A 24,711-nucleotide genomic window follows, 5' to 3' on the forward strand; every position below is an offset into this window, starting at 1 on the left:
GCTCGACCCGTCGAGTACCAACTCCTGAACGGAAACGGGATCGAAACCCGCGTTTAATAGCCGGGCGCACAACGGTCGTGGTATGAAAATCCATCACGATGATGGCGTGTTACGATTGACGTTCGACCGGCCGGACGCGCACAACGCGCTCACGACCGAGACGGCCACCGAGCTGGCCGACGCTATCGACGCCGCCACGCCCGAAGAGAACGACGCGATCGTCATCACCGGTGCGGGCGACACCTTCAGTGCCGGTGGCGATCTCGAGGCGCTCGCCGAGATTCCCGATTCGTCACAGGCGGCTTACGAACAGGTCACTGCGACGTTCGGCCGCATCGTCGAGGCGATGCTCGCGTCTCCCGTCCCGATCGTCGCGAAGGTAAACGGCGACGCCATCGGCGCGGGGCTGTCGATCGTCGCGCTCGCGGATATCGCGGTTGCCGCCGCCGACGCCCGCTTTTCCTGTGCGTTCGTCAGGCTCGGGCTGCTTCCCGATACCGGCGGCACCGTCATGCTCCCCCACATCATCGGACTCCGTGCCGCCAAGCGGCTCGCGTTTACCGGCGAGTTCATCGACGCTGACCGCGCGGCCGACCTCGAGTTAGTCAACGAGGTGGTCCCTGCCGACGAACTCGACGATCAAGTCGCAGCTATCGTCGCACAGCTCGCAGCTGGTCCGACGGCTACGATCGGACTGATGAAACAAGCCATGCACAAGAACCTGGGTCGATCGTGGAACGACGGACTGGACTACGAGAACCTGCTGCAGGCACAGGCCCGCACGTCAGCGGCCCACGAAGAGGGTGTCACCGCGTTTCTCGAGGACAGAGACCCGGCGTTCGAGTAACCGGATTCGAGCCGCGAGGCGCTATCGAATGGCAGCCAGTGACCGTCGATTGCGTCCCGGGATCGTCGCCGGCGGCGACACCCGGTCGCAAGCGCCAGCAAGCACCACGACCTTGCACGGCTCGCCCCTTACTCCGAGTGCAATGTCTCAACAGTTTACCGACGACGACATCGGCAAGCGCGTCGTCAACGCCGACGGTGACGAAGTCGGAATGGTCGCAGATGTCGAACACGGCACCGCTCACGTCGAACCGGATCCCGGAATCACGGACTCGATCAAAGCGAGACTCGGCTGGAGCGAGAGCGGCGAAGACACGTATCCACTGCAGGAAGAGGCGGTCGGCCGGGTGACTGACGACGAAATTCGCCTCAGTCGGGACCCGTCCGGTGGCGACATGACTGGCGGGACAGCGACCGGCCGTGACGACCGAACCCGATAGCAACGTTCTCCCCGCTGTCTCGAGCTCAGTGCCCGCAGTCGGTCACATACGTTCGCGTTCGCGGGATTCCCGTCGTTTCGAAATGGCTCATACGGGCTGCTGTCTCGAGTTCCCCGGTGGCCCGCAGGGCGGTCGCGGGTGGCGGGCCCACCGAACTGACTGACAGGAGTCCGTATCAGGACAGCGAGAAGCCGCGAATCTCGACCGAGTCGCCGTCTGCGACGTGGCCGATGAGCTGCCCATCGGTTTCTGCGACGAGTTCTGCGGCGCGATCCTCGGGGAGCGCGACGACGAAGCCGGTCCCCATGTTGAACGTCCGGTGCATCTCCGAGTCGGTGACGTTGCCTTCCTCCTGGATGAACTCGAAGATCGGTTGCGCAGGCAGCGGGTCGTCGATTACGTACTCGTGTTCGCCCATTCGCAGCAGGTTCGTCCAGCCACCGCCCGTGACGTGGGCTGCCGCGCGGACGCCGTACTCGCGCATCGGCTCGAGCAAATCAGTATAAATCCGAGTCGGTCGCAGCAGTTCCTCGCCGATCGTTCGCTCGGGGTCCAGCGGGAACGTGTCAGTGTACTCGTAGTTGCGAGTCACTGCTTCGCGGGCTAGGGTTAGCCCGTTCGAGTGGATGCCGTTCGAGGGGAAGCCAACGAGCGCGTCGCCGACCTCGGCCTCACCCGCGAAGATGTCGTCTTTCTCGGCCAGCCCCGCACAGGTGCCCGCGAGGTCGAACCCTTTCACGACATCGGGCATGACCGCCGTTTCGCCGCCGAGCATGGTGAGATCGGCCTGCTCTAGGCCCACCGCGAGCCCTTCACCGATCTGATTCGTGAGTTCCTCGTCGGGTTCGTCGATCGCCAGATAGTCGACGAATCCGACGGGCTCGACACCTGCCGCGACGAGATCGTTGACGTTCATCGCGATACAGTCGATGCCGATCGTCGAGAAGTCCTCGATCGCTTCCGCGACCATGAGCTTCGTGCCGACGCCGTCGGTCGCCAGCGCCAGATACCGGTCGCCGATGTCGATCAGGCCGGCGTACTCGGTCGTCAGATCGCTGCCGAAGGCCTTGAGCAGTGCCGCGGTCGCGTCTTCGCTTGCCTCGATGTCGACGCCGGTCTCGGCGTAGGTGAGTCGGTCCGCATCGTCCGTGTCGGTCATACTCGAACGACCTCTCGGGGCGAGCAAAAGGTCACCGGTCCGGCGGAGCCATCACGGTCGGCACGGGAGTTTCGTGGGGGCTCAAAAGAGCCCGACGAAGAAGAGAACGTAGCCAGCAAGCACCACGCTCGGCACGAACACCATCGCAAAGACGCCCTTGTGCCACGCGAGGACGGATTTCCCGTCCAGCGGGCCGAAGGGGATCATGTTGAACGCGGCCAGAAAGAGGTTGATCCCAACCCCCATTTGCCCGATCGCTGTCAGCAGGCTCGGCAGGAAGCCGGGCGTCGCAGCGAACATCAGCAACGGGACGAAGAGTGCGGCGAGCAAGAGATTCGTCACCGGGCCGGCGACGGCGATGAGTCCGTTCTCTCGCGTCGTGATCTGGCCCCGGTGGTAGACAGCGCCGGGTGCAGCAAAGAGGAACCCCGCGACTGCACCGACCAGTGCCAGAAAGAGCATCTGGTAGTCTGCGCGGAACTCTGCGATCTGACCGTGTTCGATCGCGACGACCTTGTGTGCGAGTTCGTGCAGCAGGAAGCCGACGCCGACGGTCAGGAAGCTGATGCCGACCGAGATTGTGAACATCTCGAAGCTGGCGAGCCCGCGATGAAACGGCGCGCGAACCAGCGCGAACGCCACGCTGAGCGCGACCCAGGCTACAGCGAGATCGCGCAGTTCCCTGTCGCTAAACGTCAGCTCGTGCTCTTGGGCGTGCGTCGTGCGATGGCTCATTAGAGGAGTCCCCGAAGTAGCTCGAGGCTGTTTTTGGCCCCTTGGAGGAGCTGCCCCATCAACGCATCGACACCGCCGATCTCAGGAGCCAGCCACGGCAGTACCACGAACGGGAACAGGAACGTCGCGATCATGCTCCCGATGTTCGTCAGCGCGACGATCATGATCAGCCGAAACAGCGGGACGTCGAACATCGCCGAGAGGGCCTCGTCGATCGGCCGTTCGGTGTCGTCGACGATCTCGTTTAACGTCTGGATGTCCCGGACGTTGACCGGACGGTGCCTGAGCTCGACGTAACCGGCGAACCAGCCCGGCGCGAGCAACGGATTGATGCTCGTCAGCCAGGCGATCGCACCGCCGACACCCGCGCTGGTCCAGCGCGCGCCAGCCAGCCGCGCCAGCCCAAAGGCGAAGACGCCGTTGAACAGGAACCAGGCGGCGAACAGCTTCAGCAGGAATGTGTTCCTGACTCCCGCCATGATCAGCAGGAAGAAGAAGGCCAGAAAGCCCACCATAATCAGGTAGCCACCGATCTTCAACGGCGAAAATCGGCTGCTCGAGGCGGTGCCCGAAATCGACTCGAGCGCCGGCAGCGCGTCGGGATTTCGCAGGTAGTGTTCGATGCCGGCTTTGTGGCCAGCACCGACGACAGCGAGGACATCGTAGCCCTGCTCGCGCAGATCGTGGAGATTGTGTGCGATGTAGGCGTCGCGTTCGTCGATCAGGGCGTTTGCGCCGCCCGGGCTGAACTGACGAAACTCCTCCATCATCGCGTCGACGACGTTGCCGTCGGTCATCTCCTCGATGGCGATTTCGTCGATGTCGTCGACGTCACCGCTTACTGCGTCGAGGGTGAGCCCGAGCAGGATACCGACCGTCACGCCAACACCGAGTCCGGCGAGGGTCCCGGTCGTACCGCGAACCGCGTAGAGACCGACGCTCTCGAGAGTCACAGCCGAGAACGGGCCAACGAACGTGCCGGTTGCGACCAGCGTGAGCCCGCCAGCGATGCCGAGGCCGATCCCGGCGAGAATCCGTATCGTGAATCCCGAGAGATAGCCGCCGGCGTACCGGCCTGCAGACTCGAGAGAGGGGAGCGCTGCGAGGCCGACGAACGCACCGATGAGCGCGCCGACCGCGCCGCCGCCGGCATACTGCAGCAGTGTGGGACCGGACAAGCCGACCAATAGCAGATCACCGATACCGAGCAGTGGAGCGAGAAACGCGCCGATGACGAATCCAGCGAGCGCACCGCCAACTGCACCGAACGTGAACCCGAGCGTCCGCGGTTCGGTGATCCCGAGTGCGAGTCCGCCGACCATCTTCAGCTTCTCGACACCGGACAGCCGACTCCAGAACCGCTGGATCGTCACCTGAATGTCGCGGTCGACCAGTGCGACGCCGCTGCCGTTTGCCTCGGCGGCTTCGATGCCGGCTCGCATGTCGGCACCGGGCTCGATGTCGAACTGATCGCCCAGCCGCGACTGGACGTACGAGAGCATCCAGTAGGCCAAAAATTGGAAGACGGTGTTGCCCGACAGGAGGTCTTCGGCTTCGATGTCGTCCGGCGTGCCGCCTTGCATCTGGCGGTACCGTCCTTCGTCGAGTTCGACGGCGACGACATCGGGATCCTCCCGGTCGATCGTTTCGCGCACTTCGTCGACACTCGCTTGCGAGACGTGTGCTGTCCCGAGGACTTCGACGGAGCCGCTGTCGCCATCGGGTGGTGCTGGCGGCTCCGGCACGTCGGCCTCGCCTGCATCGCTCATTACAGGCTCAACTCGGCGGCGACTTTTACCAGTATCGGACATGGAGTCGAACCAATCAGTGACTGTCAAACAGACTGTTAGCAATCGATCGCTGGCAGTGCTGGCGTCCCCGCGATCCACCGCGTGGACGCGCCGGGAGTCAGACGGACTACTGTCAGTCCCGGCGCACCCGCGACTCGTCATGCGGGCCTACCGGGACATCGGGACAGCAGACGATATTACTGATGGATCCCGTTTCGGTCGTAGCGTGGGCCGGGAACCACACTTATGAAAATGGACGTACAACTTTCCCGTATGCCTCACGACCAAGACGTCGAAGGTGCGAACGATCCGGACTCCGCGTCGACATACGAATGTCTCCAGTGTGGGACTGTCGTCAAAGCCACGACCAATCCGGGGACATGTGAGTGTGGTGGCGAATTCCACAATCGAGCAAAATCGCTCGAGTAACCGCGCGGTCGACCGTTACTCCGTGTCAGCCGTTTTAGACCGCGGATCGTACTCCTCGACAGTCTCGAGCAGGTCCTCGATGGTTCCACGGGTGTCGGCAGCGGTTGCGCCGACGAGGCCGCCGATCGCACCGCCAGTACTCGCGGCGTTCCGGCTGAAGACGCTGCCGATCGCCGCACCGATCGCTGCACCAATGGCTGCATATCGCGCACGCAGCAACACTTCGCTGAGACGTTCTCTCATGTGTCGTACGTTGTGACTGTCGGTGATAAATATATCTCTCGAGTGCGCGCAATGCCGAAGGTAACAGGGTCAACGAGCAGCATCGGCAGAGAGGCCTACAGGAGCGTGTCGACTGCGGCGAGCGACTCGAGGACGTGGTCAGGTTCGATCGACGAACTGGCCAGCGCCGCCCGGTCGGTGACGCCGGTGAGTACCAGAGCCGTTTCCATACCGGCACGGTTCCCGAGTGCGATATCGGTGTTGAGCCGGTCGCCGACGACGAGCGTGTTCGCGGGATCGGCGTCCAGCCGATCTCTCGCCGCTGTGGCCGCGATCGAGGACGGTTTCCCAAGAATCGCATCCGGTTCGCGGCCAGCGACAGCCTCCATCGCAGCAAGGATCGCCCCCGTCCCCGGAATTTCGCCCTCGTCGACCGGGATCGTCACGTCGGGATCGGTACCATAAAAGGGAATTGCGTCCTCGAGCGCTCGGAGCGACTCCCAGAGCGTTTTAAATGAAAACTCCCTGTCGAACGATCCCAAGACGACCTCAGCCGCGTCGGGATCGCTCGTCAACTCGACGGCTGCGTCCTCGAGGATCGCCTCGAGTCGCCCGTCGCCGACGAGAAAGACGCGTTCGTCGGGGTGGGTCGCTGCAAGATACTCCGCCGAGACGGTCGCGGAGGTGAGGACAGCCTCCGGATCGATGTCGATCCCGTGAGGGATGAGTTTCTCCCGGTAGTGGGCGGGCCCACGCGTTGGATTGTTCGAGAACAGTAGTCGCGAACAGCCCGCCGCCTCGAGCGCTCGCAGGCCGTCGATCACACCGGGGAGTAACTCCTCGCCCCGGACGATCGTTCCATCGACATCGAGGACCACCGCCTCGTACGCTGTCATTGCTCGACAGTAAGAGCGGCTGGCGATTGAGTGTTTGGTTGAGAGACGGCCGTCGATAGGACACGGCGGGACAGCACACCCAACTCGGCCTGCCGGTACGACCGGTGGGAATTCTTATCCGATGACCCGACCTACGGCCGCGTATGACACTCGAGGTCGAACCCCCCGAGCCACCGACGCTGGAGTTCGTCGATCCGAACGAGTACGAGGACGCGACGATTAGCGCCGACGGGACCGACGAGATCGACTACCGTCGCGAGGAACTGCAGGCGTTTCTCGAAGAGGGAGCGTGGACGGAAGCGTTCGACGAGTGGCGCGCGGATACCGATCTCACGGAGCGTGAGTACGAAATCGCCCGCGACCTCGAGCTTTTCGGAGGGTTCGATTTCTTTTGGGACGACTTTGCCGACCGCGTCGGCTATCACGCGCCGGGGATTCCCGAGGACTGGCAAGCACGGGAATATCATCCCGACCTCGACACCTGGGGGACAGTCTCGGCGATCAATGCCGAACTGACGGAGTTCGGGCAGATCGTCTCGGTGACACTCAAAGAGGAGTACGTCGACTGGGAAGCCGAGTACGAGCCACCTGAAGATCTGCCCGATTTCGACTGAGACGGACACCTGTCAGCACAGCAGGGGCCGGTACATCCGTGCCCGTCCTACGGGCTTACCGGGACATCGGTACAGTAGGCCGTATGCGAGTTCGGCAGACAGGGTGGGTCCGTTATCCGGTCCACTCGCCTGCGAGGTCACCGGCGATGTTCGCTCGCCAGTGTTCAAATCCGTCCTCACAGTCGGCGTTGTCGTCGATGTGATCGACGAACCCGGCACCGGGCGATGTGAGCTCGGCTCCGCAGAACGGACAGGCGACTGGATCGCTCCAATCTGTGGTCGTGTTAGTTGCCATTCGTACGATAGTCTATCAGGAACCTTCATATAAACTCATCCTGTTAAGGACTATTACAATATTATGGCATTTAATGACAACATATGTTGTCGAGAGTGTCTTCGCACAGCTTGTTGGCGATGCCGACAGGAGCGACACGGGCACCGGTCGAAGTCGCAGGTGTGAACTGAAGTCGACGGATTCGCAGACTGGCGGCTACTGCACTGATCACACTCGGCATCTCAATCGTCGCCTCCAGCAGTGATTTACCACAGTAAGAGTTAATACACATTGTGAGATATGCTATTGTATGACACAGAAGAGGGAGCGCGAGTACGTCTGCGTTCGGTGTAGCCATCAAGAGACTGTCGGTGATGCGCTTCTCAGTACCTGCCAACGGTGTGGGGCCGAAATGCGAAACGCCGACCCGATCCGCGGATAATCGGGTTCGGCTTTCGCCTCTTCATACTGCCGGACAACACGGCTTACACATCGCTCATCTCCCACGTTCGATCGAGCCATCATACGGTCTAGTGTTCCGATGTCCCGCGAGCCCGTAGGGTGGTCGCGGCCGGCCGGTACTGACCGACAGTCATCCGTCTCACAGACTGTTGTTCGACAGTATGCTCTCGGCAACCCAAACCACCCTCTTGTGATTTACCTGGACTACCAGATGTAGTGCGGTCGGACGGCACGGAGGAGCTGCGAGGCACAATCGCTGACGGCGAGAGATGGCGAGGCGTGAGCGGACGGTCATAGACGGCTATCGAACAGCACTCGATTCAGAAATCCGGCGGTGTGTCGAGCAGAATTATCTCGAATCTGAATACTTGTGGAGGGGTGTCATGGCAGCTGTATCACAGTGGCGTGGCAACCAGCGTATTGCCGGCTACTCAGGGTCTACGCACCGTACGTCATCTCGTCACTGGGTACGCCATGCCACACAAAGAGCGAAATCCTCACGTTTATCTATCAGGCTGGTGGTGGTTTATGTGTATGTCTGAAACCGGGACGGAGTCTCGTCCGCTGGTCCGGCAACTTCCCGATCCAGCGGCAGCGTCGAACGTCCGGTACAACCCGTCGCTCGAGGAGCTGCGCGAACTTGCCAAACCCGACGAGACGACGACCGAGTTCGGGTCGCCGTCGTACGTCAGCGAGTTTCGCTCACGGAGTTCCGATCGGACGAAAAACGCCGTCGATGACGAATTCACCGATCACGATCAGGAACTGATCGACGATGCCGTCGATCTGGCTTCCGACGTCGAACTGGTCTGTGTCGACCGGCTGATGGGCCGTCATCCGGACGCCTCGTTCTGCTGTCGCCTGTTCGTTCCCGTCGAACACGCTCGGATCGCCTACGCGTGGGCGAACCTCTTCGAGCCCGCCGACGGGGAAGACCCCGACCTCTACACCGTCCAACTCCCCGACTACGACGAGACTGCGATTCGCGTCCTGCCCGACACCGGCTTTACCGCCGTCCTGGGCAGCGACTACACCGGTGAAGCTAAGAAGTCGTTCCTGCGACTGTTCATGTACCGGATCAAACAGCAGGGCGGCCTCGGTCTCCACGCGGGCAGCAAACGCGTCCGCGTCCGCAATGACGAGGATGACCTCCAGACCGTCGGGCAGGTGTTCATGGGCCTGTCCGCGACCGGCAAGTCTACGCTCACCTCCCACGGCTGCTGGCTCGAGGACCCCGAAGACGCGTCCATGCTGCAAGACGACGTCTGTGGGCTGCTCTCGGACGGCTCCGTCGCTGGTAGCGAAGGACAGGGGCTGTTCATCAAGACGATCGGCCTCGGCGAAGACGAACAGCCCGAACTCTACGAGGCTGCGACCGACGAGTCGGCCATTCTCGAGAACGTCGCCGTCGACGACGACGGGACCGTCCACTTCGATGAGGACCGCTATACCGCGAACTCCCGAGCGATCATCCAGCGTGACGAACTCGAGAGCGCCGACGAAGAGATCGACCTCGGCAGCATGGATCAGGTCTTCTTTATTACGCGCAACCCCCTGATGCCGCCGGTCGCCAAACTAAACGAGGAGCAGGCCGCCGTCGCGTTCATGCTCGGCGAGTCAATCGAGACAAGCGCGGGCGATCCCTCCCGCGCCGGCGAGTCGATCCGCGTCGTCGGGACCAACCCCTTCATCATCGGCTCCGAAGGTGAAGAGGGCAACATCTTCCACGAACTGATCGACATCCTCGACGTCGACTGTTACGTGATCAACACGGGCTATCTCGGCCAGAAGTCCCAGGATATCGGTGTCACCGAGTCCGTGACAATCCTCACCGAGACCGCTCGCGGCACCATCGAGTGGACCGACGACGAAGAGATGGGGCTGACGATCCCCGAAACCGTTCCGGGCATCGACATCGAGGAGTTCTACGTACCGGACCACGTCGACGACTACGACGAGGCGCTTGCAGACCTGCGTGCCGAACGCCGAGAGTATCTCGATCAGTTCGAGCAACTCCGCGACGAGATCAAAGACGCCGTTTACTGAACTGCTGGGCACTCGGTTATCCGAGCGGAGATGCGTTGCGGAACGTCTTCCGACCTGCGTGATCGCATGAACTTTGATTTCTGGTGGGATTACCGACCCGCGAGCGACGGATCTGTGCTTGCCGCACACGAATACTGTTATATGTGTCGAGTTCTCACGGGTGGGTAATGAGCGCACAGGTACGAACACCGACCGCACGAGTTTGCGAAATCTGCGGCCGCAGCGAAGTATGGGATGACGACCTGGAAGCGTGGCAACTTGCCCGCGAAGACGGCGACAAACAGGTTGGCAACCCACACTGCCTCCACGAGTGGGACATCAACGGCACGTTCAACCCGGTCGACGATTCCGATAGCTAACTGCCGACAACCCACACGACAGCGATAGCCGCGCGACGACAGTGCGTTTTTCTCCGGCTCGAGCGTAGCCCCTGCTATGCCAACCGTCTACATCACGGCCCCACCAGAGGCGGCCGACGACATCGCCAAACAGCTCGTCGACGCGCGACTTGCCGCCTGCGTCAACCAGTTCGAGACGACATCGACGTACCGCTGGGAGGGCGACGTCCATCACGACGAGGAAGTGATCCTGCTGGCGAAGACGACTGGCGACGCCTCCGACGACCTCGTCGCACGCGTTCAGGAGCTGCATCCGTACGACGTCCCCTGCATCGAGCGATTCGATGAGTGTGATGTCCTCGAGTCGTTTGCGGCGTGGCGAGCAGACAGCGTCGAGTAGTCACGCGGGTGCGACAGACGGTCACAGACGATGATTGGCTGAATTAGCAACCCTTAAAACTCGCGCACGGGTTGTGATGGGTATGGCTGGAACCATCGAAGTGCTCGTTCCGGGTGGCCAGGCCAACCCTGGCCCACCGCTCGGTCCCGAGCTCGGACCGACCCCCGTCGACGTGCAGGCTGTCGTACAGGAGATCAACGATCAGACCGAGGCGTTCGACGGGACCGAAGTCCCCGTCACCGTCGACTACGAGGACGACGGTTCCTTCGAGATCGACGTCGGTGTCCCACCGACGGCGGCGCTTGTCAAGGACGAGGCCGGCTTCGAGACCGGCAGCGGCGAGCCCCAGGAGGACTTCGTCGCTGATCTCTCCGTCGATCAGGTCAAGAAGATCGCCGAGCAGAAACACCCCGACCTGCTCGCCTACGATACGATCAACGCCGCGAAGGAGGTCGTCGGTACCTGTGCCTCGATGGGCGTCACCATCGAGGGCAACGACGCTCGCGAGTTCAAAGAGCGCGTCGACAGCGGCGAGTACGACGACGTGCTTGCAGCTGACGCCTAATCACGGCCCCGTTCGGCACGCGGGTGCCTGCTTCTCTTGTGATGGTACCCGTACAGTCGACCGACCATCGACGGTGGATACCTCGCACGTCGCAGCGTCTTTGCACGTGCGGACACATCACGTTGAACACACTCTCGAGTTCACAACGTGTTTTCACAGTGCTCGACGACCGAGCGTGTCGCCTGTAGAGCCCACCGCGATGGTGAGAGGTTCGGTTTGCGTCGTGACTACATCCGGCTGTAAGGGACTCAATCGTCGTGTTCGTGTTGCTAGGCGTCAACTAGCCACGAGTACCTGTTCCGCTCGATAGACAGGTCGAACGCACGAGACCTAAAGCAGCAGGCCGCCAACTCGGCATCGCGTTCGTCTTCATTCTGCCATGTTCAGCGACGGTGAACGCGATTGAGCCGCTTTGGAAAGGGGTCAGTCCGCCCGGTTTGACCTGCTAGGAAAGTGATTCGGTGGCTAGGAGGAGAAGCTGTGACGAATCTATTCCTGTTGTCCCTCGACGTGAAGGTCCTGTTCGACGACAGCGCGAACGCTTGGCCCTTCGAGACCGATCGTGACGGTATCAGTGACGACACCAGATTCCGCGTCAGTGAGCATGACCTCCACGGAGACTGGCTCCTCGAGCGAAATTGGCGGAGCCGGATCAAATGCGAACGCGTCGGCGTCAAGTGTCGTTACCGTCATGTCTTCGAGTTGGGAATCCATCGTCACCGTCGCCTCCGATTCGGCGACCGGCTCCTGCAGGGCGGCACCCGCAACGGAGAGGTACGATTCGCTCTCAGACGTGTCGATGCTGGCCGTGTGGCCGGCACCGACACGGGAGACGCTGCCGGTCCCGACGAGAAGTGGAATCGATGACCCGGCCGCAAGCGCAGCGAACAGCCGCCGTCGTGTTAGGTTCATCATTCTGAAGTGAGCCGCTTCGTCTATTATGATCGTTGTGGTCCAACCGTCGAACAATCATTTGAAGAACCAGATATTTTCACAATAAAGTCTACTCATTCGAGATATACACCACAAATTGTTAATCAATATGGGCTGAACCGCTCAATTACAGCATGGCGACAAACGACAGTCAACGGGCGATTCAGGCTCGACCGACGGAACGCTGCGGACGATCGACCGGGGGGATCTAGCATGAAACGACGTCTGTTCCTGTTTGGGTCGGCGACTGGTGGCGCTGGACTGCTGTTCGGCACAAGTGCATTCAGTGCGTCCGGTGTCGGCCACACCGTTTCGATCGGGACCGGAGACGGCCACTTTCACGTCGAACTAAACGACGACTATGCGGGAGACGCAAGCGAGTACGTCGTGGACACCAATCCAATCAGGCTGATTCTCGACGACCTTCACAAGCACGGTTGGATTCGATTCGACGACCTGCTTCGGGTGACGAACACGGAAACGCAGCCGATCAACGTCCACGTCAAGGATCAGGACTGGCTCGGCGACGATACGGACGCTGTTCTCGATTATCGGTACGACGGCAGTTCGATCGTTGGCAAGGAAAACAGTGTCCCGCTCGAAGGTGTCTCGGGCGACAACAGCATGCCGATCACTGTTCGCGCCGACACGACCGATCACGACGATCTTCAACAGGCCTTACCTGACGCTGAAGCCGACGATGGGGATCGAACTGTAATGTTCGTTGCCTCGCCCGGTGACGCTAACGGAGGAACTGGAGACGAGAGCGATGAAGAGGAGGTTACCAAAGGTGGCGAGAATCTCTCTGTCAGCGCGCCCGGTCAAGTCACCGTCGGCTCGGACAATCACTTCACCGCCACGGCGACCGTCTCCGACGGCGACTACAGCGGCGAGGCGACCGTGACCCTCAATGTGGAAGACGAGCTTGTCGATGAACAGACCGTTACGGTACCCGAAGACGGACCAGCGGAAGCGACATTCGATGTCCCGACAGTCTATAACGATCTGGAGGAGGGGAACATCGTGACCGGCCGCCACGGTCCACTGCGCTTCGACGGAACCGACTGGTCGGCTGGGGTCGAATACGGCGAGTCGACGGCGGAGGCCAGCGGGACTCTGGAAGTTGAGGACGCGCCAATCACGTTCGGCAACGCAAAGTGTGCCGTCTGCGGAATGGATACGAAAATGTGGGATACTGCCCACGCGCAACTAACCCACGTGAACGGCGACCGGATGGAGTTTTGCTCCACTGGCTGTCTGGTTACCTACGCTGTCGACCCCATGAAGTACGACGGCAACCATGTTGATGTCCCCGATGAACCAATTGAAGGGGCTTGGGTCGTCGACTACACCGACCTTGACAGCAGTGGCGAGCGCGCCGGCGACGGGACTGATCTCATCAACGCACACGAGGCGTACTTCGTCCTCGACTATGACACCTCATACGGGGCGATGGGCGGAAATCCACGTGCGTTTACTACCAACGACGACGCCGTCGGCTACGTCAACAGCGACGATGACCTCGGTGAGGAAGCTATAATCACGTTCGACAACTTCGACGCCGGCATCGCTGAAAAATATCGCCCTAGATTCAACTAAGCATACCTGCTCCAGCACCGCGAGCCGCGCCGACCGCCGCTCGTCGGCGGCTGGCCGCTCTCGTAGACCGACACACCATGATACTCCGAACTACCACACGGCTGCTCAAGATAATCTTGATTCTCGCAGTTGCGGCGCTCCTTGTCGGCCAGTTACTCGGCCAGCCGATCCTGCTCGGCTACGTCACCAGCGACAGTATGGAGCCAACAATCGACGCCAACGACGGCTTTGTCGCTGTTCCGGCCGCCGTCACAGGGGACCCGAGTCCGGGTGATGTCATCGTCTACGAGGCAACCGACGGCCAACTAGTAACCCATCGTGTTGTCAATGAGACCGCAGCCGGCTACGTAACACGTGGCGATGCGAACCCAGTGACCGATCAAGACCAGGGTGATCCACCCGTCACCGAGGATCGAATCGTTGCGAGGGCTATGCAACTCGGCGGAACGGTTCTCACGATCCCTGCGTTAGGAGCGGCAGCGGCCAACCTGGATGCGGCTGTGATTACCGCACAGCAATGGGTGTGGAACATGCCCGGCAGCCAGCTCAATGGTATCAACGGCGTCGCCACTGCGCTTCTCGTAATCTCGATCGTCGGGTACGCCGTCGAAACCGTCCGCGACAGGGATCAGTCGGCGCTTGACACGCGAGAGCGAATCGACGAGCTGGATCCCAGTTTCCATCAGCTAGTTATCGCGTTCACACTCGTTATGATGGTCGGTGCGGCGGCAGCGATGCTTGTTCCCGCAGGAGCGCAATCGATGACACTCGTAAGCTCACAGCCGGCACCCGACGGTGATCTGATTGTTGAGCCCGGTGGGACTACCGAGACGACGTATCGCATCTCGAATACCGGATTCACGCCGATCGTCGTCTACCTCGAGTCGAGCGAGGGAGTCACCCTCGAACGAGAGACAGTGGTCGTGTCGGGGAAAGATAGCACGGCCGTTGAGGCAACGCTCGAGGCACCTGAAGAAACGGGCCACTTCGAGCGATCGATCTACGAGCGACGGTATATCCACGTGTTGCCGCGATCCGTGATCGGCTGGTTCTACGACGTTCACCCATGGCTGCCATACGGTATGATCGTCGCCTCGCTTGGCGGTGGCGCATACGTCTTCGGTCGCCTCCTCGTCATTGAGCAGATCCGTGATCGTGACTGAACCACCCGCTTACTAGATTCAACATTCGTCTGCGAACCGAATACAAGGCTTATACTGTCGGACAGCAGTCAGTGAGAAGTCGCTCGCGAAAACCGGCTGTTGCCGGCGATGACGGCCGAATATGAGCGAGCGATCTTCAAATAGTTCTGTCCGACAGTATTAGAAAGAGTACCAAAGCAACAGCAACGGAGTGCGTCAGTGCTGCCTCGCGATTCACGAGAGCCTTATATTTTGTTCGCGGGCGGGACGGTTCGCTCGTCGGGTCGTGCCGTCCCAGCACTGCCAAACAGCACGCGAATGCTCGCACCGAGCCCGAGCGCGCCGGCGAGGCCAGCAACCGCGACAGTCGCCGGGAGCGCCAGCCCGGCGACCCCGCTTACGAGCGAGCCGACGACGATGCCGGCCCACAGCCGGTCGGTTCCGAACCGTGAGGCGATCGTCCGGCCGATCGCGGTGAGCCCGATCGCAAGCACCACCGGAATGACCGCCGCTCCGAGAATGACCAGCGGGATGCCGAAGAACACCCCGATACTGGTGTCGACGATGAGATAGCCCGTCCCCGCGAGAGCGCTGACGACGAGCAGACTCGGGCCCCCAATCCCGATCGAGATGACGGGACTCCGTCGCGATTTCCGTACCGCTTTGCTCCCGTAACGATGGAGCAACCCGAGCACGATCGTCGTGACGAGCACAGCGACGGCGAACTGGATTCCAACCCGAACGAACGGCTCGAGCGATCGATACGCTGTGATCATGCTACCCGCGCCGGACAGCGAGACGGCCGACCCCAGCCCCGGGCGCCCACCGATAGTATATAAGTCTAATGGCCACATCGACGTATATTACACGGGATCTTATAATAGAACTTTTGATTGTCAGGATGACATTCCGTTTGACATCGAGACGGTCGTCCGTATCGGTCCGCCTTCACTTGGGGGACGATCGTGATGAGACGCGGTCACACCCGAGCACGCGGGTAGTTCGACGGGTTTAAGTCTGCGATGACACTTGGTTCAACGGAGACAGGCATCGCCTGTTTCACTGACCCGTAGGAGCACTCCTGCGTACTACGGAGGTGAACGATGGCAGATTCGGATATCGAAACAGCAGTAGCCCGCGCACTCGAGGATTCGCCCGATCGGAACTTTACCGAGACGGTCGACCTCGCGATTAATCTGCGCGACTTAGACCTGAACGAACCGTCGAACCGCGTTGACGAGTCGATCGTCCTTCCGTCCGGAACCGGACAGGAAACTCGCATCGTCGTCATCGCCGAGGGAGAAACCGCAGTCCGCGCCGAAGAGGCAGCGGACGAGGTCCTCTCGGGAGACGACGTGGCCGATCTGGACGACGACGAGGCCAAGGACATGGCCGACGAGACGGACTTCTTCATCGCCGAAGAGGCGATGATGCAAGACATCGCCCGGCACCTGGGTACCATTCTCGGTCCCCGTGGGAAGATGCCGGACCCGCTCGCACCCGACGACGACGTCGTCGAAACCGTCAACCGGCTCAAAAACACCGTGCAGCTTCGCTCCGGTGACCGACGAACCTTCCACACCCTCGTCGGTGCCGAAGACATGGATGCCGAAGCGATCGCCGACAACATCGACGTCATCCTGCGTCGCCTGCACGCCGACCTCGAAAAGGGGCCCCAGAACATCGACGCCGTCTACGTGAAGACGACGATGGGGCCGTCCGTGGAGGTGGCCTAGAATGAGCGCACAGGCTGAACGCAAAACCGAGAACCTTCCCCAGTGGAAGAAAGAGGAAGTCGACGAACTCGCCGAGATCATCAGCGAGTACGAGAGCGTCGGCATCGTCGGCATCGCCGGCATTCCTTCGAAGCAGCTTCAGGACATGCGCCGCGACCTGCACGGCACCGCCGAGTTGCGCGTCAGCCGCAACACCCTGCAGACGCGTGCGCTCGAGGACGCCGGTCTTGGCGACCTCGTCGAGCACATCGAGGGACAGGTCGGCATCGTCGGCACGAACGAGAACCCGTTCTCGCTGTACAAGGAGCTCGAGGCGTCGAAGACGCCCGCTCCGATCAACGAGGGCGAGGTCGCTCCGAACGACATCGTGATCCCCGAAGGGGACACCGGTGTCGACCCGGGGCCGTTCGTCGGCGAACTCCAGAGCATCGGCGCGAACGCACGCATCGAAGAGGGGTCGATCCAGGTCATGGAGGACTCGACGGTCTTAGAGGCCGGCGAGGAAGTCTCTGCGGATCTATCGAACGTCCTCAACGAGTTGGGTATCGAGCCCAAGGAAGTCGGACTCGACCTGCGCGCCGTCATCGCTGACGGTGTCCTGTTCGACCCCGCGGACCTCGACATCGACGTCGAGGCCTACCAGAGCGACGTGTCGACGGCCGCTGCTCGCGCCCAGAACCTCTCGATCAACGCGAGCTTCCCGACCGCGGCGACCGCACCGACGCTCATCGCCAAAGCCACGGGCGAGGCCAAGAGCCTCGGCCTGCAGGCCGCGATCGAGGACGAAGCCCTCATGCCCGACCTCGTCAGCAAGGCCGACGCACAGCTGCGTGCGCTTGCGACTCAGATCGACGACGAGGAGGCACTCCCTGAGGAGCTTCAGGACGTCGAGGCGGCCGCTCCGGCGGCAGCCGACGACGAGGACGAATCGGCAGACGACCAGACCGAAGACGAGGCTGAGACCGAGGACGCCGACGCCGACGATGATGACGACGAAGACGACGGCGACGGCGCGGCCGGTCTCGGCGAAATGTTCGGATAACAACTAACGGAGGATACACCAATGGAATACGTATACGCTGCACTCATCCTGAACGAATCGGGCGAAGAGATCAACGAAGACAACCTCACGAACGTGCTCGACGCTGCCGGCGTCGACGTCGAAGAGTCCCGCGTCAAGGCGCTCGTCGCCGCGCTCGAGGACGTCGACATCGACGAGGCTGTCGAGGAAGCCGCTGCCGTTCCCGCTGGCGGAGCCGCCGCAGGCGGTGCCGCAGCCGCGGAAGGTGGCGACGATGACGGCGACGAGGCTGAAGAGACCAGCGACGTGCCGGACACGGCGGACGAAGACGAAGAAGAAGAGGACGAAGAGGCCAGCGGCGAGGGCCTCGGCGAACTCTTCGGATAACGTCTCCGTCGACCCGGTTTCGACGAGTTGCACACACCGATTTTTTCTTGGACTCGCGGATGAGTGGCGACACCCGCGGCTGGAGGCACTGACCCGCGGCTCCGCGTGGCCGAGTACTTATACGTGAAGGCGCGGCCAGAGTCAGCGATGCCTGCCCCGGTCGAGGTCATCGTCAAGCCGGCGCTGACACTGCAGTTGCTCGCGTGGGTGCTCGCCGGATCGCTGTGTGGGACCTGTAGCGGACTCGTTCCGGGACTTCATGCCAACAACTTCGCACTCCTGCTGGCGGGAATCGCACCGTCAGTCCCCGGCCCACCGCTGTTCGTCGGCTGTGCGATGCTCTCCGCCGGTGTCGTCCACACCTTCCTGAACGCCGTGCCGGCGATGGCACTCGGCGTTCCCGATGCGGAGATGGCCGTCACTGCGCTGCCGGGTCATCGGCTGGTCCTCGAGGGACGGGGCTACGAGGCGATCAGGCTCTCTGCGCTCGGCAGTCTGCTCGCTGTCCTCGCCGCGGTGCCGCTTGCTGTTCCCGTAACCCGGGTGATAACGGCCGTCTACCCGACGATACGGGCACAGCTGTCACTGGTACTTGCGATGATCGTGACCGCGCTGGTCGCGTCGGAGCCGACATGGCGACGCCGCCTTGGCGGCCTACTCTCGTTTGCGCTGGCTGCCGGACTCGGTGCGCTCACGCTGAATCTGTCGCCAGCGGCCCCGCTCAAGGCCGGCGGCACCCTCGCGCCGCTGTTTGCCGGCCTCTTCGGCGCACCGGTGTTGATCGACGCCGTTCGTGGGAGCGGGCTTCCCCGTCAGAACGGCTGCGAGATCACGATGTCGCGCGGGCTCGTCGGGATAACGGCGCTTGCCGGGACGCTCGCGGGTGCCGCAGTCGGCTATCTGCCTGGTATCACGGCGGCGATCGCGGCCGTTGCGGTTCTCGTCGTCGTTCCGGACGGAGCCACCGATCGAGGGTATATCGTCGCGACCAGCGGCGTCGACACTGCAAACACGATTTTCGCGCTCTTTGCGCTGGTTGCCATCGGCCAGCCCCGGACCGGCGTGTTGGTCGCCGTCGACAGTCTGGGCGTGCCACTCGAGATACCGATCCTGCTTGCCGCGGTCGTGCTCGCGGGACTCGCCGGTTTCGCGCTCGTGCTCGTCGTTGGGGATGCCTATCTCGAGTTCGTCGGTCGACTTCCCTACTGGCAGCTATCGGTAGCCGTTCTCGCGCTGTTGCTCGTCCTTTCGTATCTGTTTACCGGCGTGGTGGGCATCGCGATCTTCCTCGCTGCGACCGCGGTTGGGATGGTGCCGGTTCAACTGGGGGCCCGTCGCGTTCATCTGATGGGGGTCTTGATCGGCCCGCTACTGCTCGGGCTCTGAGTTCCGAGCCGCAGCGACGAGGTCCGCGACGCGCTCGCTGGCGACCGGTGCAGTCGTCTCCCCGCCCGCTTTGAGCGCGGTCCCCACGATGACGCCGTCCGCGCCCGCCGCGAGACAGTCACCGACCGTTTCACTCGTCACACCGCTGCCGACGAACACCGGGACCCGGTCGTGACCGTGTGCTGCGAGTCCGTCGACGACACGTTCGACGTCTGCAAGCGGCGTTTCGACGCTGGTCCCCGGCCCGGAGACGATCACACCGTCTGCCTTGCCGCGGTCGACCGTCTCGAGCGCTGCCCGGTCGATCGGTTGTTCGCCGACTGGCGTCGCGTGTTTGACGTGGACGTCCGCAAGGATCGCGACGTCGGTTGCGAGCTGATCACGGAGCCGAAGCGTTTCGTGGGCGCGGCCCTCGATGACCCCCTGGTCCGTCGCAGCGGTGCCGACGTGGACGTTGACACGGACGAACGCGGCATCAACGGCTGCGGCGATCGACAGCGCTGCCTCAGCGTCGTTGCGAAGTACGTTGATGCCGACCGGCACGTCGACAGCGTCGGTCAGGTCCGTCGCGATCGCCGTCATTTCGGCGACGACGTGTTTCGGCACGTTATCCGGATAGAACGGTGCATCTCCGAAGTTCTCGAGGACGATTCCGTCGATGCCGCCAGCTGCGAGTCGGCGTGCATCCGCAAGCGCACGGGCTCGCACGGCATCGCGGTCGCCGTCGAACTCCGGTGCGCCGGGCAGTGCCGGCAGGTGAACCATGCCGACGGCGGGCCGGTGGGTATCGAAGCGCTCGAGCAGTGCTGTCCGCGTGGTCATACCAGTGCTGAGAGCGCGAGCAGGGTAACGTGCTATGGTAGCGAGACCGATTGGCTCGAGCCGGCAATCTCCTCCCCCACCACGGCTGTTTTCTCTCCGCCGTGGCTATCTCTTTCCGATGGCCGACTTGCTCTCCACGTTATCGCTGCGCGAAACGGAGATCCCGAATCGCATCGCCGTCTCTCCGATGTGTCAGTACTCCTGTGAGCCCGACGGGCTGGCGACCGACTGGCATCAGGTTCATCTCGGGAGCCGCGCTGTCGGCGGTGCTGGCATCGTCATGACTGAGGCAACTGCAGTCGAACCACGCGGTCGCATCACGCCCCACGACCTCGGGATCTGGAGCGACGAGCACGCGGCAGCGCTCAAGCCGATCACCGAGTTCATCCGCAATCAGGGTTCCGTGCCGGGGATCCAGCTCGCCCATGCAGGCCACAAGGCGAGCAAAACGCGGCCGTGGGAGGGTAACGTGCCGAAACAGCTCGACGAAGGTGGGTGGGAAGTGCTCTCGCCGTCGCCGAGTGCCTATCCACCGTTCGATGGCGATCGGCCGGCACTGTGCAAGGCCGACGCCGACGACATTCAGGGCGTGATCGACGCCTACCGCGCCGCGGCCGAGCGCTCGCTCGAGGCTGGCTTCGAGATCGCCGAGGTTCATGCAGCCCACGGCTACTTGCTCCACGAGTTCCTTTCGCCGGTCACGAACCGCCGGACGGACGACTACGGCGGCAGTTTCGAGAACCGCACCCGACTGCTCCGCGAGGTCGTCAGCGCAGTCCGCGAGGTCTGGCCCGAAGAGAAGCCGCTTTTCGTCCGCATTTCCGGCACCGACTGGCTCGAGGTTCGAGAGTCATGGAATATCGAACAGTCCATGCGGCTGGCCGACGATCTTGCTCGCCTCGGCGTCGATCTGATTGACGTTAGCTCGGGCGGACTTCACCCCGAACAGGAGGCTCCTGGCGGTCCAAACTTCCAGGTGCCACTGGCTGAACGCGTCCGCAGGGGGACCGACGTCGCCGTCGGCGCGGTCGGCGGGATCACCGAGCCCGAACAGGCCGACGCGCTGGTTCGCAACGGTCGCGCCGACGTTGTGCTCGTCGGACGGGAGTTCCTGCGCGATCCGTACTTCGGGCTCCGTGCTGTCGGCGATCTCGAGCGCGACCCGGACGACATCACAGAACAGTGGCCGGTTCAGTACCGGCGGGCCGTCCACAAATAGCTCGGTACTCGCTTGCCGTCGTCGAACGCTACAACGGATCCCGACAGGACAGCTGTCGAGACGGTCGGTGACTGAGACGGGCTGCTGTCTCGCTGTCCCGGCCCGACCGCAGGACGATCGCGGCCGGCCGGCACTGATAGACAGGGGTCCGTATGCTATCCCTTAGTCGTCTTTCCACTTGATCGAACAGCCCTGTGACGGCTGCCACTCGAGGTCGACTTCCTCGCCGGCCAGTACGGCATCGATCGCCTCCCGAATGTGGAACCTGGTTGGCTCGTCGTCGGGATTCAGCGCGTCGTCGAGGCGGCCGTGATAGACCAGCTGGAACTCGCCGTCCGAACGAGCAAAGAGGAACGGATCCGGCGTACAGACTGCACCGTACGCCCGGGCAACCGCCTGACTCTCGTCACGGAGATAGGCGTCGTAGTCGATTGTTCCGTCGTCGACGTACGTTTGCATCGCCTCGAACGAGTCGTCGGGATATTCCTCGGCATCGTTGGGGTTGATTCCGACAATCGCAACGTCGTCGTACTCCGTCGAGAGGTCGTTCAACAGGTCGAACTTCGCTTGTGCGTATGGACAGTGATTGCACGTAAAGACGACCAACAGCGCCTCGTTGTCGGCAAACGACTCGAGCGAGTAGGTGGTTCCGTCGACACCCTCGAGTTCGAAGTCTGGCGCGGCGTCGCCGGCCTCGAGTTCGGATTCGGATTCCGTCAGTACCATGCCAGATTGTTCGGGTCGTTCGTCCTTAACGCTCCCGCTCGGCTTGGCTGGCTCGAGTAACTAGTCGGTGACGGAGGCACGTGACTGGCTGCTCGTTACTGATCGGGGCCGTCGTCTGGGTGGCAGCCGGATCGACAGCCTGTGCTGACTGTCAGGCTTGTCGTGACAACCTCTTTTCTTCGCTCGCATCGTCAACCGGGATATGCAAGGGTTGCGCTGGCTCCAGATGAGCGATGACGAGATCGCTGACTTCCTCGGTCGTGGTGGGACAGGCGTCCTTTCGTTTGCCCCCGGGTCAGACGAGCCGCCGGTTTCGATACCGGTGTCCTACGGCTACAACGCGGATGAGAAACGGTTGTACTATCAGCTGTCGACGCCCGAAGACAGCCGGAAGAGTGATCTCATCGACCAGCCCGTCTCTTTTGTCGTCTACGGCAGATCCGACGGCAAGTGGGAAAGTGTCATCGCGACGGGCACGCTCGACGATATCGAGGAGAAACCGTACGAATCCAGTGCGGTACAGGGGATGTGGGCGATTCAGATCCCACACGTCGACATCTTCGAACGGCCGCGAGACGAGGTCACGTTCCACTTTTTCAGCCTCGATCCCGACACGCTGACGGGACGGAAAGAGGTACCATCTCGGTCCTGATCGATCTGCGATAGCTCCCGAACCGGAACTCGACGCAGTAGCCGACGAGTCGGCAGCCCGGTGCTAGCCGAACAGTTCAGCGATCGAGAGCAGGACGCTTGGAACGACGAGCAAGGCGATCCCGACGACGATTAGGATGAGCGGCAAGACGAGTATCCCCATGTCGGTCAGCAGCCAGAGTCCAAGGCCGGCTACCACCGCAACCAATCCGACCAGCCGAAGCAGCCAGACGAATACGCCTTCGAGTTCCGAATCGGCGACGAGATCGACGAGTTCGAGCACATCGTCCATAGCCGACTGAATATGTCAACTCACATCACTTGAATCCAGTGCTCGACCATTCTGATACTACCGGACAACAGTCAGTGACTACTCGATCGCGTCTCGACGGCTGTCGCCGTCGGCGACAGCGTCTTGGGTGCGATCGAGGTCTGAACCGTTTTGTCCGGCAGTATGAGCCGTGGCAACGCAGCTATCGTCTCGAGATCGATCTACTGACACCGACCCACAGGTTGCGACGACTCACATATTTGTACCTTCAGGGTCATCAACGGGGTATGAAGACACTCGAGGTCACCGACGAACAGTACGCCTGCATTCAGTATCTCCGTGAGGAAATCTCCGAATCCGTCGTTGGCAAGTACGGCTTCGTCCGCGAACGCGACGCCGTCCAGTTCCTGATCGACAATCTCGACGGCGAGATCGAACTCGATGCCGACGAGTTCGACTCCTCGGCGACCGACGACGTCGCAGCCTCCGTCGGCGCTGCCATCGACGGTGACGACGATCCCCACGAACTCGAGGAAGTCTCCTACATCGAAGATGAGGCGACGGGCGACGAGCAACCGGACGACGACGCCGACCGCGAGTCCGGGGTGACTGACGCGACGGCGACCGACGACGAATCCGTAGAGGACGACTCGGAGACGGACGACGGAGACGACGAATTGGGTATTGGATCGGACGCAGCCGACAGAATCGAGACGGATGTCGACACAGGCGCGACTACGGACAGCACTGATGATGACACTGATGCGAGCGGCTCGACCGACGACGACAGCGGCGGGAATGGATCGGCCGACGACGACGATATGTTAAACGAGATGATGAGCCTGCTCGAGACCCACGACGACAAGTGGCAGGAATCGAGTTCAGCAGACTACCGGTACGCCGTCGACCTCCCCGACGGCTCGACCGAACAGGTCCAGACGAAAGACGACGTGCGGGCGTTACTGTTCAAGAATTACCGCTGATACCTCGACCACGAGTACTGTCCGGTCTTCGTCTCACCCGGGCGGGCAGTCACGCGGGAACGCAGCCTGTCGTCGGCGCGACGAACGCGAGAAGAACGTTAGACCTTTACTCACGCTCGCGCTTCGAAGGGATATGAGCGAACGCGAGGTGCTCGAGTTGCTTCGTGAGAACGCGCGATACTCGGCGGCCGATATCGCGCGAATGACCGACCTCGAGGAAGACGAGGTCGAGGCAGCCATCGAGGAACTCGAGGCAGCAGGTCTGGTACGTGGCTACCAGGCGGTCGTCGACTGGGATCGGCTCGAGGACGAGCGCGTCCGCGCCGAGGTCGAGTTGAACGTCCGTCTCGACCGCGAGACGGGCTACGACGACATCGCAGAGCGCCTCGCACGGTTCCCGCAGGTCACGGCCTTGCGGCTGGTCAGTGGCGACTACGACTTCGATATGGAAGTCGAAGGCGACTCCATCCGCGAGGTTTCCCAATTCATCAGCGAGAAGGTCGCGCCCGTCCCCGAGATCACCCAGACGGTCACCCACTACGTGATGACCTCCTACAAGGAAAACGGGATCGAACTCGGTGATGGCGAGGACGACGACCGCCTTTCGTTCTCACCCTGA

General features: G+C 62.1%; 30 protein-coding genes. 19 read left to right on the forward strand and 11 right to left on the reverse strand.

The window, feature by feature from the left end; all coding sequences use genetic code 11:
* The first annotated feature begins 82 nt into the window (after positions 1-82).
* Both BSG09_RS11150 and BSG09_RS21290 read left to right on the forward strand, forming a co-directional pair.
* Positions 83-847 (forward strand): enoyl-CoA hydratase/isomerase family protein, encoded by a 765-nt coding sequence (locus BSG09_RS11150; RefSeq protein WP_092933104.1) that lies wholly within the window; start codon positions 83-85, stop codon positions 845-847.
* Positions 848-875: 28 nt separating this feature from the next.
* Positions 876-1,286 (forward strand): hypothetical protein, encoded by a 411-nt coding sequence (locus tag BSG09_RS21290; RefSeq protein WP_223174690.1) that lies wholly within the window; start codon positions 876-878, stop codon positions 1,284-1,286.
* 175 nt (positions 1,287-1,461) lie between these two features.
* Here BSG09_RS21290 and purM read toward each other — a convergent pair whose 3' ends face one another.
* The 3 genes from purM to BSG09_RS11170 all read right to left on the reverse strand — a co-directional run bounded on the left by purM (position 1,462) and on the right by BSG09_RS11170 (position 4,949).
* Positions 1,462-2,445 carry a phosphoribosylformylglycinamidine cyclo-ligase gene (gene purM, locus BSG09_RS11160; protein WP_092933106.1) on the reverse strand — a complete coding sequence of 328 codons (984 nt, stop codon included), beginning with the start codon at positions 2,443-2,445 and terminating at the stop codon, positions 1,462-1,464.
* Positions 2,446-2,526: 81 nt separating this feature from the next.
* A complete protein-coding gene (locus BSG09_RS11165) occupies positions 2,527-3,180 on the reverse strand; it encodes a zinc metalloprotease (protein WP_092933108.1) in 654 nt (217 codons plus the stop codon).
* The gene (locus tag BSG09_RS11170; RefSeq protein WP_092933110.1) at positions 3,180-4,949 is read right to left on the reverse strand and encodes a TraB/GumN family protein; all 1,770 of its coding nucleotides are present in this window, start codon (positions 4,947-4,949) and stop codon (positions 3,180-3,182) included. The genes BSG09_RS11165 and BSG09_RS11170 overlap by 1 nt, the downstream gene beginning before the upstream one ends.
* A 294-nt stretch (positions 4,950-5,243) precedes the next feature.
* Between BSG09_RS11170 and BSG09_RS20185 the strand changes: the two genes are divergently transcribed.
* The gene (locus BSG09_RS20185; protein ID WP_008010385.1) at positions 5,244-5,399 is read left to right on the forward strand and encodes a rubrerythrin-like domain-containing protein; all 156 of its coding nucleotides are present in this window, start codon (positions 5,244-5,246) and stop codon (positions 5,397-5,399) included.
* 15 nt (positions 5,400-5,414) lie between these two features.
* On the opposite strand, the gene BSG09_RS11175 is transcribed toward BSG09_RS20185, so the two are convergent.
* The gene (locus tag BSG09_RS11175) at positions 5,415-5,642 is read right to left on the reverse strand and encodes a glycine zipper 2TM domain-containing protein (RefSeq protein WP_008010388.1); all 228 of its coding nucleotides are present in this window, start codon (positions 5,640-5,642) and stop codon (positions 5,415-5,417) included.
* Between the two features lie 95 nt (positions 5,643-5,737).
* A complete protein-coding gene (locus tag BSG09_RS11180) occupies positions 5,738-6,517 on the reverse strand; it encodes an HAD-IIA family hydrolase (protein WP_092933112.1) in 780 nt (259 codons plus the stop codon).
* 143 nt (positions 6,518-6,660) lie between these two features.
* Here BSG09_RS11180 and BSG09_RS11185 point away from each other — a divergent pair, with 143 nt between their 5' ends.
* Positions 6,661-7,131, forward strand: a complete 471-nt coding sequence (locus BSG09_RS11185) for a hypothetical protein (RefSeq protein ID WP_092933114.1) — start codon at positions 6,661-6,663, stop codon at positions 7,129-7,131.
* A gap of 112 nt (positions 7,132-7,243) precedes the next feature.
* Here the strand turns inward: BSG09_RS11185 and BSG09_RS11190 are convergent, their stop codons facing one another.
* Positions 7,244-7,426, reverse strand: coding sequence for a DUF7501 family protein (locus BSG09_RS11190; protein ID WP_092933116.1), 183 nt, complete (start codon positions 7,424-7,426; stop codon positions 7,244-7,246).
* A gap of 289 nt (positions 7,427-7,715) precedes the next feature.
* On the opposite strand from BSG09_RS11190, the gene BSG09_RS20190 reads away from it, so the two are divergent.
* From BSG09_RS20190 to BSG09_RS11210, 5 genes are all read left to right on the forward strand, one after another.
* On the forward strand, positions 7,716-7,847 hold the full coding sequence (locus tag BSG09_RS20190; RefSeq protein WP_139246210.1) for a rubrerythrin-like domain-containing protein: 132 nt from the start codon (positions 7,716-7,718) through the stop codon (positions 7,845-7,847).
* Between the two features lie 554 nt (positions 7,848-8,401).
* Positions 8,402-9,913 carry a phosphoenolpyruvate carboxykinase (ATP) gene (locus BSG09_RS11195; RefSeq protein WP_092933118.1) on the forward strand — a complete coding sequence of 504 codons (1,512 nt, stop codon included), beginning with the start codon at positions 8,402-8,404 and terminating at the stop codon, positions 9,911-9,913.
* Between the two features lie 167 nt (positions 9,914-10,080).
* Complete coding sequence (locus BSG09_RS11200; RefSeq protein ID WP_092933120.1) at positions 10,081-10,272, forward strand: HEWD family protein; 192 nt, start codon at positions 10,081-10,083, stop codon at positions 10,270-10,272.
* 76 nt (positions 10,273-10,348) lie between these two features.
* On the forward strand, positions 10,349-10,651 hold the full coding sequence (gene cutA, locus BSG09_RS11205) for a divalent-cation tolerance protein CutA (RefSeq protein ID WP_092933122.1): 303 nt from the start codon (positions 10,349-10,351) through the stop codon (positions 10,649-10,651).
* 82 nt (positions 10,652-10,733) lie between these two features.
* Positions 10,734-11,216 (forward strand): 50S ribosomal protein L11, encoded by a 483-nt coding sequence (locus BSG09_RS11210; RefSeq protein ID WP_092933124.1) that lies wholly within the window; start codon positions 10,734-10,736, stop codon positions 11,214-11,216.
* A gap of 489 nt (positions 11,217-11,705) precedes the next feature.
* Here BSG09_RS11210 and BSG09_RS11215 read toward each other — a convergent pair whose 3' ends face one another.
* Complete coding sequence (locus tag BSG09_RS11215) at positions 11,706-12,131, reverse strand: hypothetical protein (protein ID WP_092933126.1); 426 nt, start codon at positions 12,129-12,131, stop codon at positions 11,706-11,708.
* 231 nt (positions 12,132-12,362) lie between these two features.
* On the opposite strand from BSG09_RS11215, the gene BSG09_RS11220 reads away from it, so the two are divergent.
* Together BSG09_RS11220 and BSG09_RS11225 are read left to right on the forward strand one after the other, a co-directional pair.
* Positions 12,363-13,748 (forward strand): nitrous oxide reductase accessory protein NosL, encoded by a 1,386-nt coding sequence (locus tag BSG09_RS11220; RefSeq protein ID WP_092933128.1) that lies wholly within the window; start codon positions 12,363-12,365, stop codon positions 13,746-13,748.
* A gap of 77 nt (positions 13,749-13,825) precedes the next feature.
* The gene (locus BSG09_RS11225) at positions 13,826-14,911 is read left to right on the forward strand and encodes a signal peptidase I (RefSeq protein WP_092933130.1); all 1,086 of its coding nucleotides are present in this window, start codon (positions 13,826-13,828) and stop codon (positions 14,909-14,911) included.
* Positions 14,912-15,135: 224 nt separating this feature from the next.
* Here the strand turns inward: BSG09_RS11225 and BSG09_RS11230 are convergent, their stop codons facing one another.
* Positions 15,136-15,744, reverse strand: a complete 609-nt coding sequence (locus BSG09_RS11230; RefSeq protein ID WP_092933132.1) for a hypothetical protein — start codon at positions 15,742-15,744, stop codon at positions 15,136-15,138.
* A 249-nt stretch (positions 15,745-15,993) separates the two neighbouring features.
* On the opposite strand from BSG09_RS11230, the gene BSG09_RS11235 reads away from it, so the two are divergent.
* The 4 genes from BSG09_RS11235 to BSG09_RS11250 all read left to right on the forward strand — a co-directional run bounded on the left by BSG09_RS11235 (position 15,994) and on the right by BSG09_RS11250 (position 19,420).
* Positions 15,994-16,626, forward strand: coding sequence for a 50S ribosomal protein L1 (locus BSG09_RS11235; RefSeq protein ID WP_008010406.1), 633 nt, complete (start codon positions 15,994-15,996; stop codon positions 16,624-16,626).
* Between the two features lies 1 nt (position 16,627).
* Positions 16,628-17,668, forward strand: a complete 1,041-nt coding sequence (locus tag BSG09_RS11240) for a 50S ribosomal protein L10 (RefSeq protein ID WP_092933134.1) — start codon at positions 16,628-16,630, stop codon at positions 17,666-17,668.
* A 21-nt stretch (positions 17,669-17,689) separates the two neighbouring features.
* The gene (gene rpl12p / locus BSG09_RS11245) at positions 17,690-18,034 is read left to right on the forward strand and encodes a 50S ribosomal protein P1 (protein ID WP_092933136.1); all 345 of its coding nucleotides are present in this window, start codon (positions 17,690-17,692) and stop codon (positions 18,032-18,034) included.
* Positions 18,035-18,181: 147 nt separating this feature from the next.
* Complete coding sequence (locus tag BSG09_RS11250; protein ID WP_092933138.1) at positions 18,182-19,420, forward strand: tripartite tricarboxylate transporter permease; 1,239 nt, start codon at positions 18,182-18,184, stop codon at positions 19,418-19,420.
* Here BSG09_RS11250 and BSG09_RS11255 read toward each other — a convergent pair.
* Entirely contained in the window at positions 19,403-20,242 is an 840-nt protein-coding gene (locus BSG09_RS11255) for a BtpA/SgcQ family protein (RefSeq protein ID WP_092933139.1), read from the reverse strand. The genes BSG09_RS11250 and BSG09_RS11255 overlap by 18 nt on opposite strands.
* Before the next feature lie 118 nt (positions 20,243-20,360).
* Here BSG09_RS11255 and BSG09_RS11260 point away from each other — a divergent pair, with 118 nt between their 5' ends.
* Positions 20,361-21,461 (forward strand): NADH:flavin oxidoreductase/NADH oxidase, encoded by a 1,101-nt coding sequence (locus BSG09_RS11260; protein WP_092933141.1) that lies wholly within the window; start codon positions 20,361-20,363, stop codon positions 21,459-21,461.
* Positions 21,462-21,623: 162 nt separating this feature from the next.
* Here BSG09_RS11260 and BSG09_RS11265 read toward each other — a convergent pair whose 3' ends face one another.
* Positions 21,624-22,187: a thioredoxin family protein gene (locus BSG09_RS11265; protein ID WP_092933143.1), complete on the reverse strand. Its 564-nt coding sequence runs from the start codon at positions 22,185-22,187 to the stop codon at positions 21,624-21,626.
* A gap of 202 nt (positions 22,188-22,389) precedes the next feature.
* Between BSG09_RS11265 and BSG09_RS11270 the strand changes: the two genes are divergently transcribed.
* Entirely contained in the window at positions 22,390-22,839 is a 450-nt protein-coding gene (locus BSG09_RS11270) for a pyridoxamine 5'-phosphate oxidase family protein (protein WP_092933145.1), read from the forward strand.
* Between the two features lie 63 nt (positions 22,840-22,902).
* On the opposite strand, the gene BSG09_RS11275 is transcribed toward BSG09_RS11270, so the two are convergent.
* Positions 22,903-23,130: a hypothetical protein gene (locus BSG09_RS11275; RefSeq protein ID WP_092933147.1), complete on the reverse strand. Its 228-nt coding sequence runs from the start codon at positions 23,128-23,130 to the stop codon at positions 22,903-22,905.
* A gap of 266 nt (positions 23,131-23,396) precedes the next feature.
* On the opposite strand from BSG09_RS11275, the gene BSG09_RS11280 reads away from it, so the two are divergent.
* Positions 23,397-24,092, forward strand: coding sequence for a hypothetical protein (locus BSG09_RS11280; RefSeq protein WP_092933149.1), 696 nt, complete (start codon positions 23,397-23,399; stop codon positions 24,090-24,092).
* Positions 24,093-24,225: 133 nt separating this feature from the next.
* A complete protein-coding gene (locus BSG09_RS11285; protein ID WP_092933151.1) occupies positions 24,226-24,711 on the forward strand; it encodes an Lrp/AsnC family transcriptional regulator in 486 nt (161 codons plus the stop codon).

It is taken from the genome of Natrinema hispanicum (assembly GCF_900111485.1).
Lineage (GTDB): Archaea > Halobacteriota > Halobacteria > Halobacteriales > Natrialbaceae > Natrinema > Natrinema hispanicum_A.

Coding starts and splice junctions, on each gene's coding strand:
- BSG09_RS11235 (WP_008010406.1), top strand. CDS start 15,994: ATGGCAGATTCGGATATCGAAACAGCAGTAGCCCGCGCACTCGAGGAT.
- rpl12p (WP_092933136.1), top strand. CDS start 17,690: ATGGAATACGTATACGCTGCACTCATCCTGAACGAATCGGGCGAAGAG.
- BSG09_RS11225 (WP_092933130.1), top strand. CDS start 13,826: ATGATACTCCGAACTACCACACGGCTGCTCAAGATAATCTTGATTCTC.
- BSG09_RS21290 (WP_223174690.1), top strand. CDS start 876: ATGGCAGCCAGTGACCGTCGATTGCGTCCCGGGATCGTCGCCGGCGGC.
- BSG09_RS11210 (WP_092933124.1), top strand. CDS start 10,734: ATGGCTGGAACCATCGAAGTGCTCGTTCCGGGTGGCCAGGCCAACCCT.
- BSG09_RS11270 (WP_092933145.1), top strand. CDS start 22,390: ATGCAAGGGTTGCGCTGGCTCCAGATGAGCGATGACGAGATCGCTGAC.
- BSG09_RS11195 (WP_092933118.1), top strand. CDS start 8,402: ATGTCTGAAACCGGGACGGAGTCTCGTCCGCTGGTCCGGCAACTTCCC.
- BSG09_RS11255 (WP_092933139.1), bottom strand. CDS start 20,242: ATGACCACGCGGACAGCACTGCTCGAGCGCTTCGATACCCACCGGCCC.
- BSG09_RS11220 (WP_092933128.1), top strand. CDS start 12,363: ATGAAACGACGTCTGTTCCTGTTTGGGTCGGCGACTGGTGGCGCTGGA.
- BSG09_RS11185 (WP_092933114.1), top strand. CDS start 6,661: ATGACACTCGAGGTCGAACCCCCCGAGCCACCGACGCTGGAGTTCGTC.
- BSG09_RS11170 (WP_092933110.1), bottom strand. CDS start 4,949: ATGAGCGATGCAGGCGAGGCCGACGTGCCGGAGCCGCCAGCACCACCC.
- BSG09_RS11275 (WP_092933147.1), bottom strand. CDS start 23,130: ATGGACGATGTGCTCGAACTCGTCGATCTCGTCGCCGATTCGGAACTC.
- purM (WP_092933106.1), bottom strand. CDS start 2,445: ATGACCGACACGGACGATGCGGACCGACTCACCTACGCCGAGACCGGC.
- BSG09_RS11250 (WP_092933138.1), top strand. CDS start 18,182: ATGCCTGCCCCGGTCGAGGTCATCGTCAAGCCGGCGCTGACACTGCAG.
- BSG09_RS11230 (WP_092933132.1), bottom strand. CDS start 15,744: ATGTGGCCATTAGACTTATATACTATCGGTGGGCGCCCGGGGCTGGGG.
- BSG09_RS11280 (WP_092933149.1), top strand. CDS start 23,397: ATGAAGACACTCGAGGTCACCGACGAACAGTACGCCTGCATTCAGTAT.
- cutA (WP_092933122.1), top strand. CDS start 10,349: ATGCCAACCGTCTACATCACGGCCCCACCAGAGGCGGCCGACGACATC.
- BSG09_RS20190 (WP_139246210.1), top strand. CDS start 7,716: ATGACACAGAAGAGGGAGCGCGAGTACGTCTGCGTTCGGTGTAGCCAT.
- BSG09_RS11215 (WP_092933126.1), bottom strand. CDS start 12,131: ATGATGAACCTAACACGACGGCGGCTGTTCGCTGCGCTTGCGGCCGGG.
- BSG09_RS11165 (WP_092933108.1), bottom strand. CDS start 3,180: ATGAGCCATCGCACGACGCACGCCCAAGAGCACGAGCTGACGTTTAGC.
- BSG09_RS11260 (WP_092933141.1), top strand. CDS start 20,361: ATGGCCGACTTGCTCTCCACGTTATCGCTGCGCGAAACGGAGATCCCG.
- BSG09_RS11180 (WP_092933112.1), bottom strand. CDS start 6,517: ATGACAGCGTACGAGGCGGTGGTCCTCGATGTCGATGGAACGATCGTC.
- BSG09_RS11265 (WP_092933143.1), bottom strand. CDS start 22,187: ATGGTACTGACGGAATCCGAATCCGAACTCGAGGCCGGCGACGCCGCG.
- BSG09_RS20185 (WP_008010385.1), top strand. CDS start 5,244: ATGCCTCACGACCAAGACGTCGAAGGTGCGAACGATCCGGACTCCGCG.
- BSG09_RS11200 (WP_092933120.1), top strand. CDS start 10,081: ATGAGCGCACAGGTACGAACACCGACCGCACGAGTTTGCGAAATCTGC.
- BSG09_RS11150 (WP_092933104.1), top strand. CDS start 83: ATGAAAATCCATCACGATGATGGCGTGTTACGATTGACGTTCGACCGG.
- BSG09_RS11190 (WP_092933116.1), bottom strand. CDS start 7,426: ATGGCAACTAACACGACCACAGATTGGAGCGATCCAGTCGCCTGTCCG.
- BSG09_RS11240 (WP_092933134.1), top strand. CDS start 16,628: ATGAGCGCACAGGCTGAACGCAAAACCGAGAACCTTCCCCAGTGGAAG.
- BSG09_RS11285 (WP_092933151.1), top strand. CDS start 24,226: ATGAGCGAACGCGAGGTGCTCGAGTTGCTTCGTGAGAACGCGCGATAC.
- BSG09_RS11175 (WP_008010388.1), bottom strand. CDS start 5,642: ATGAGAGAACGTCTCAGCGAAGTGTTGCTGCGTGCGCGATATGCAGCC.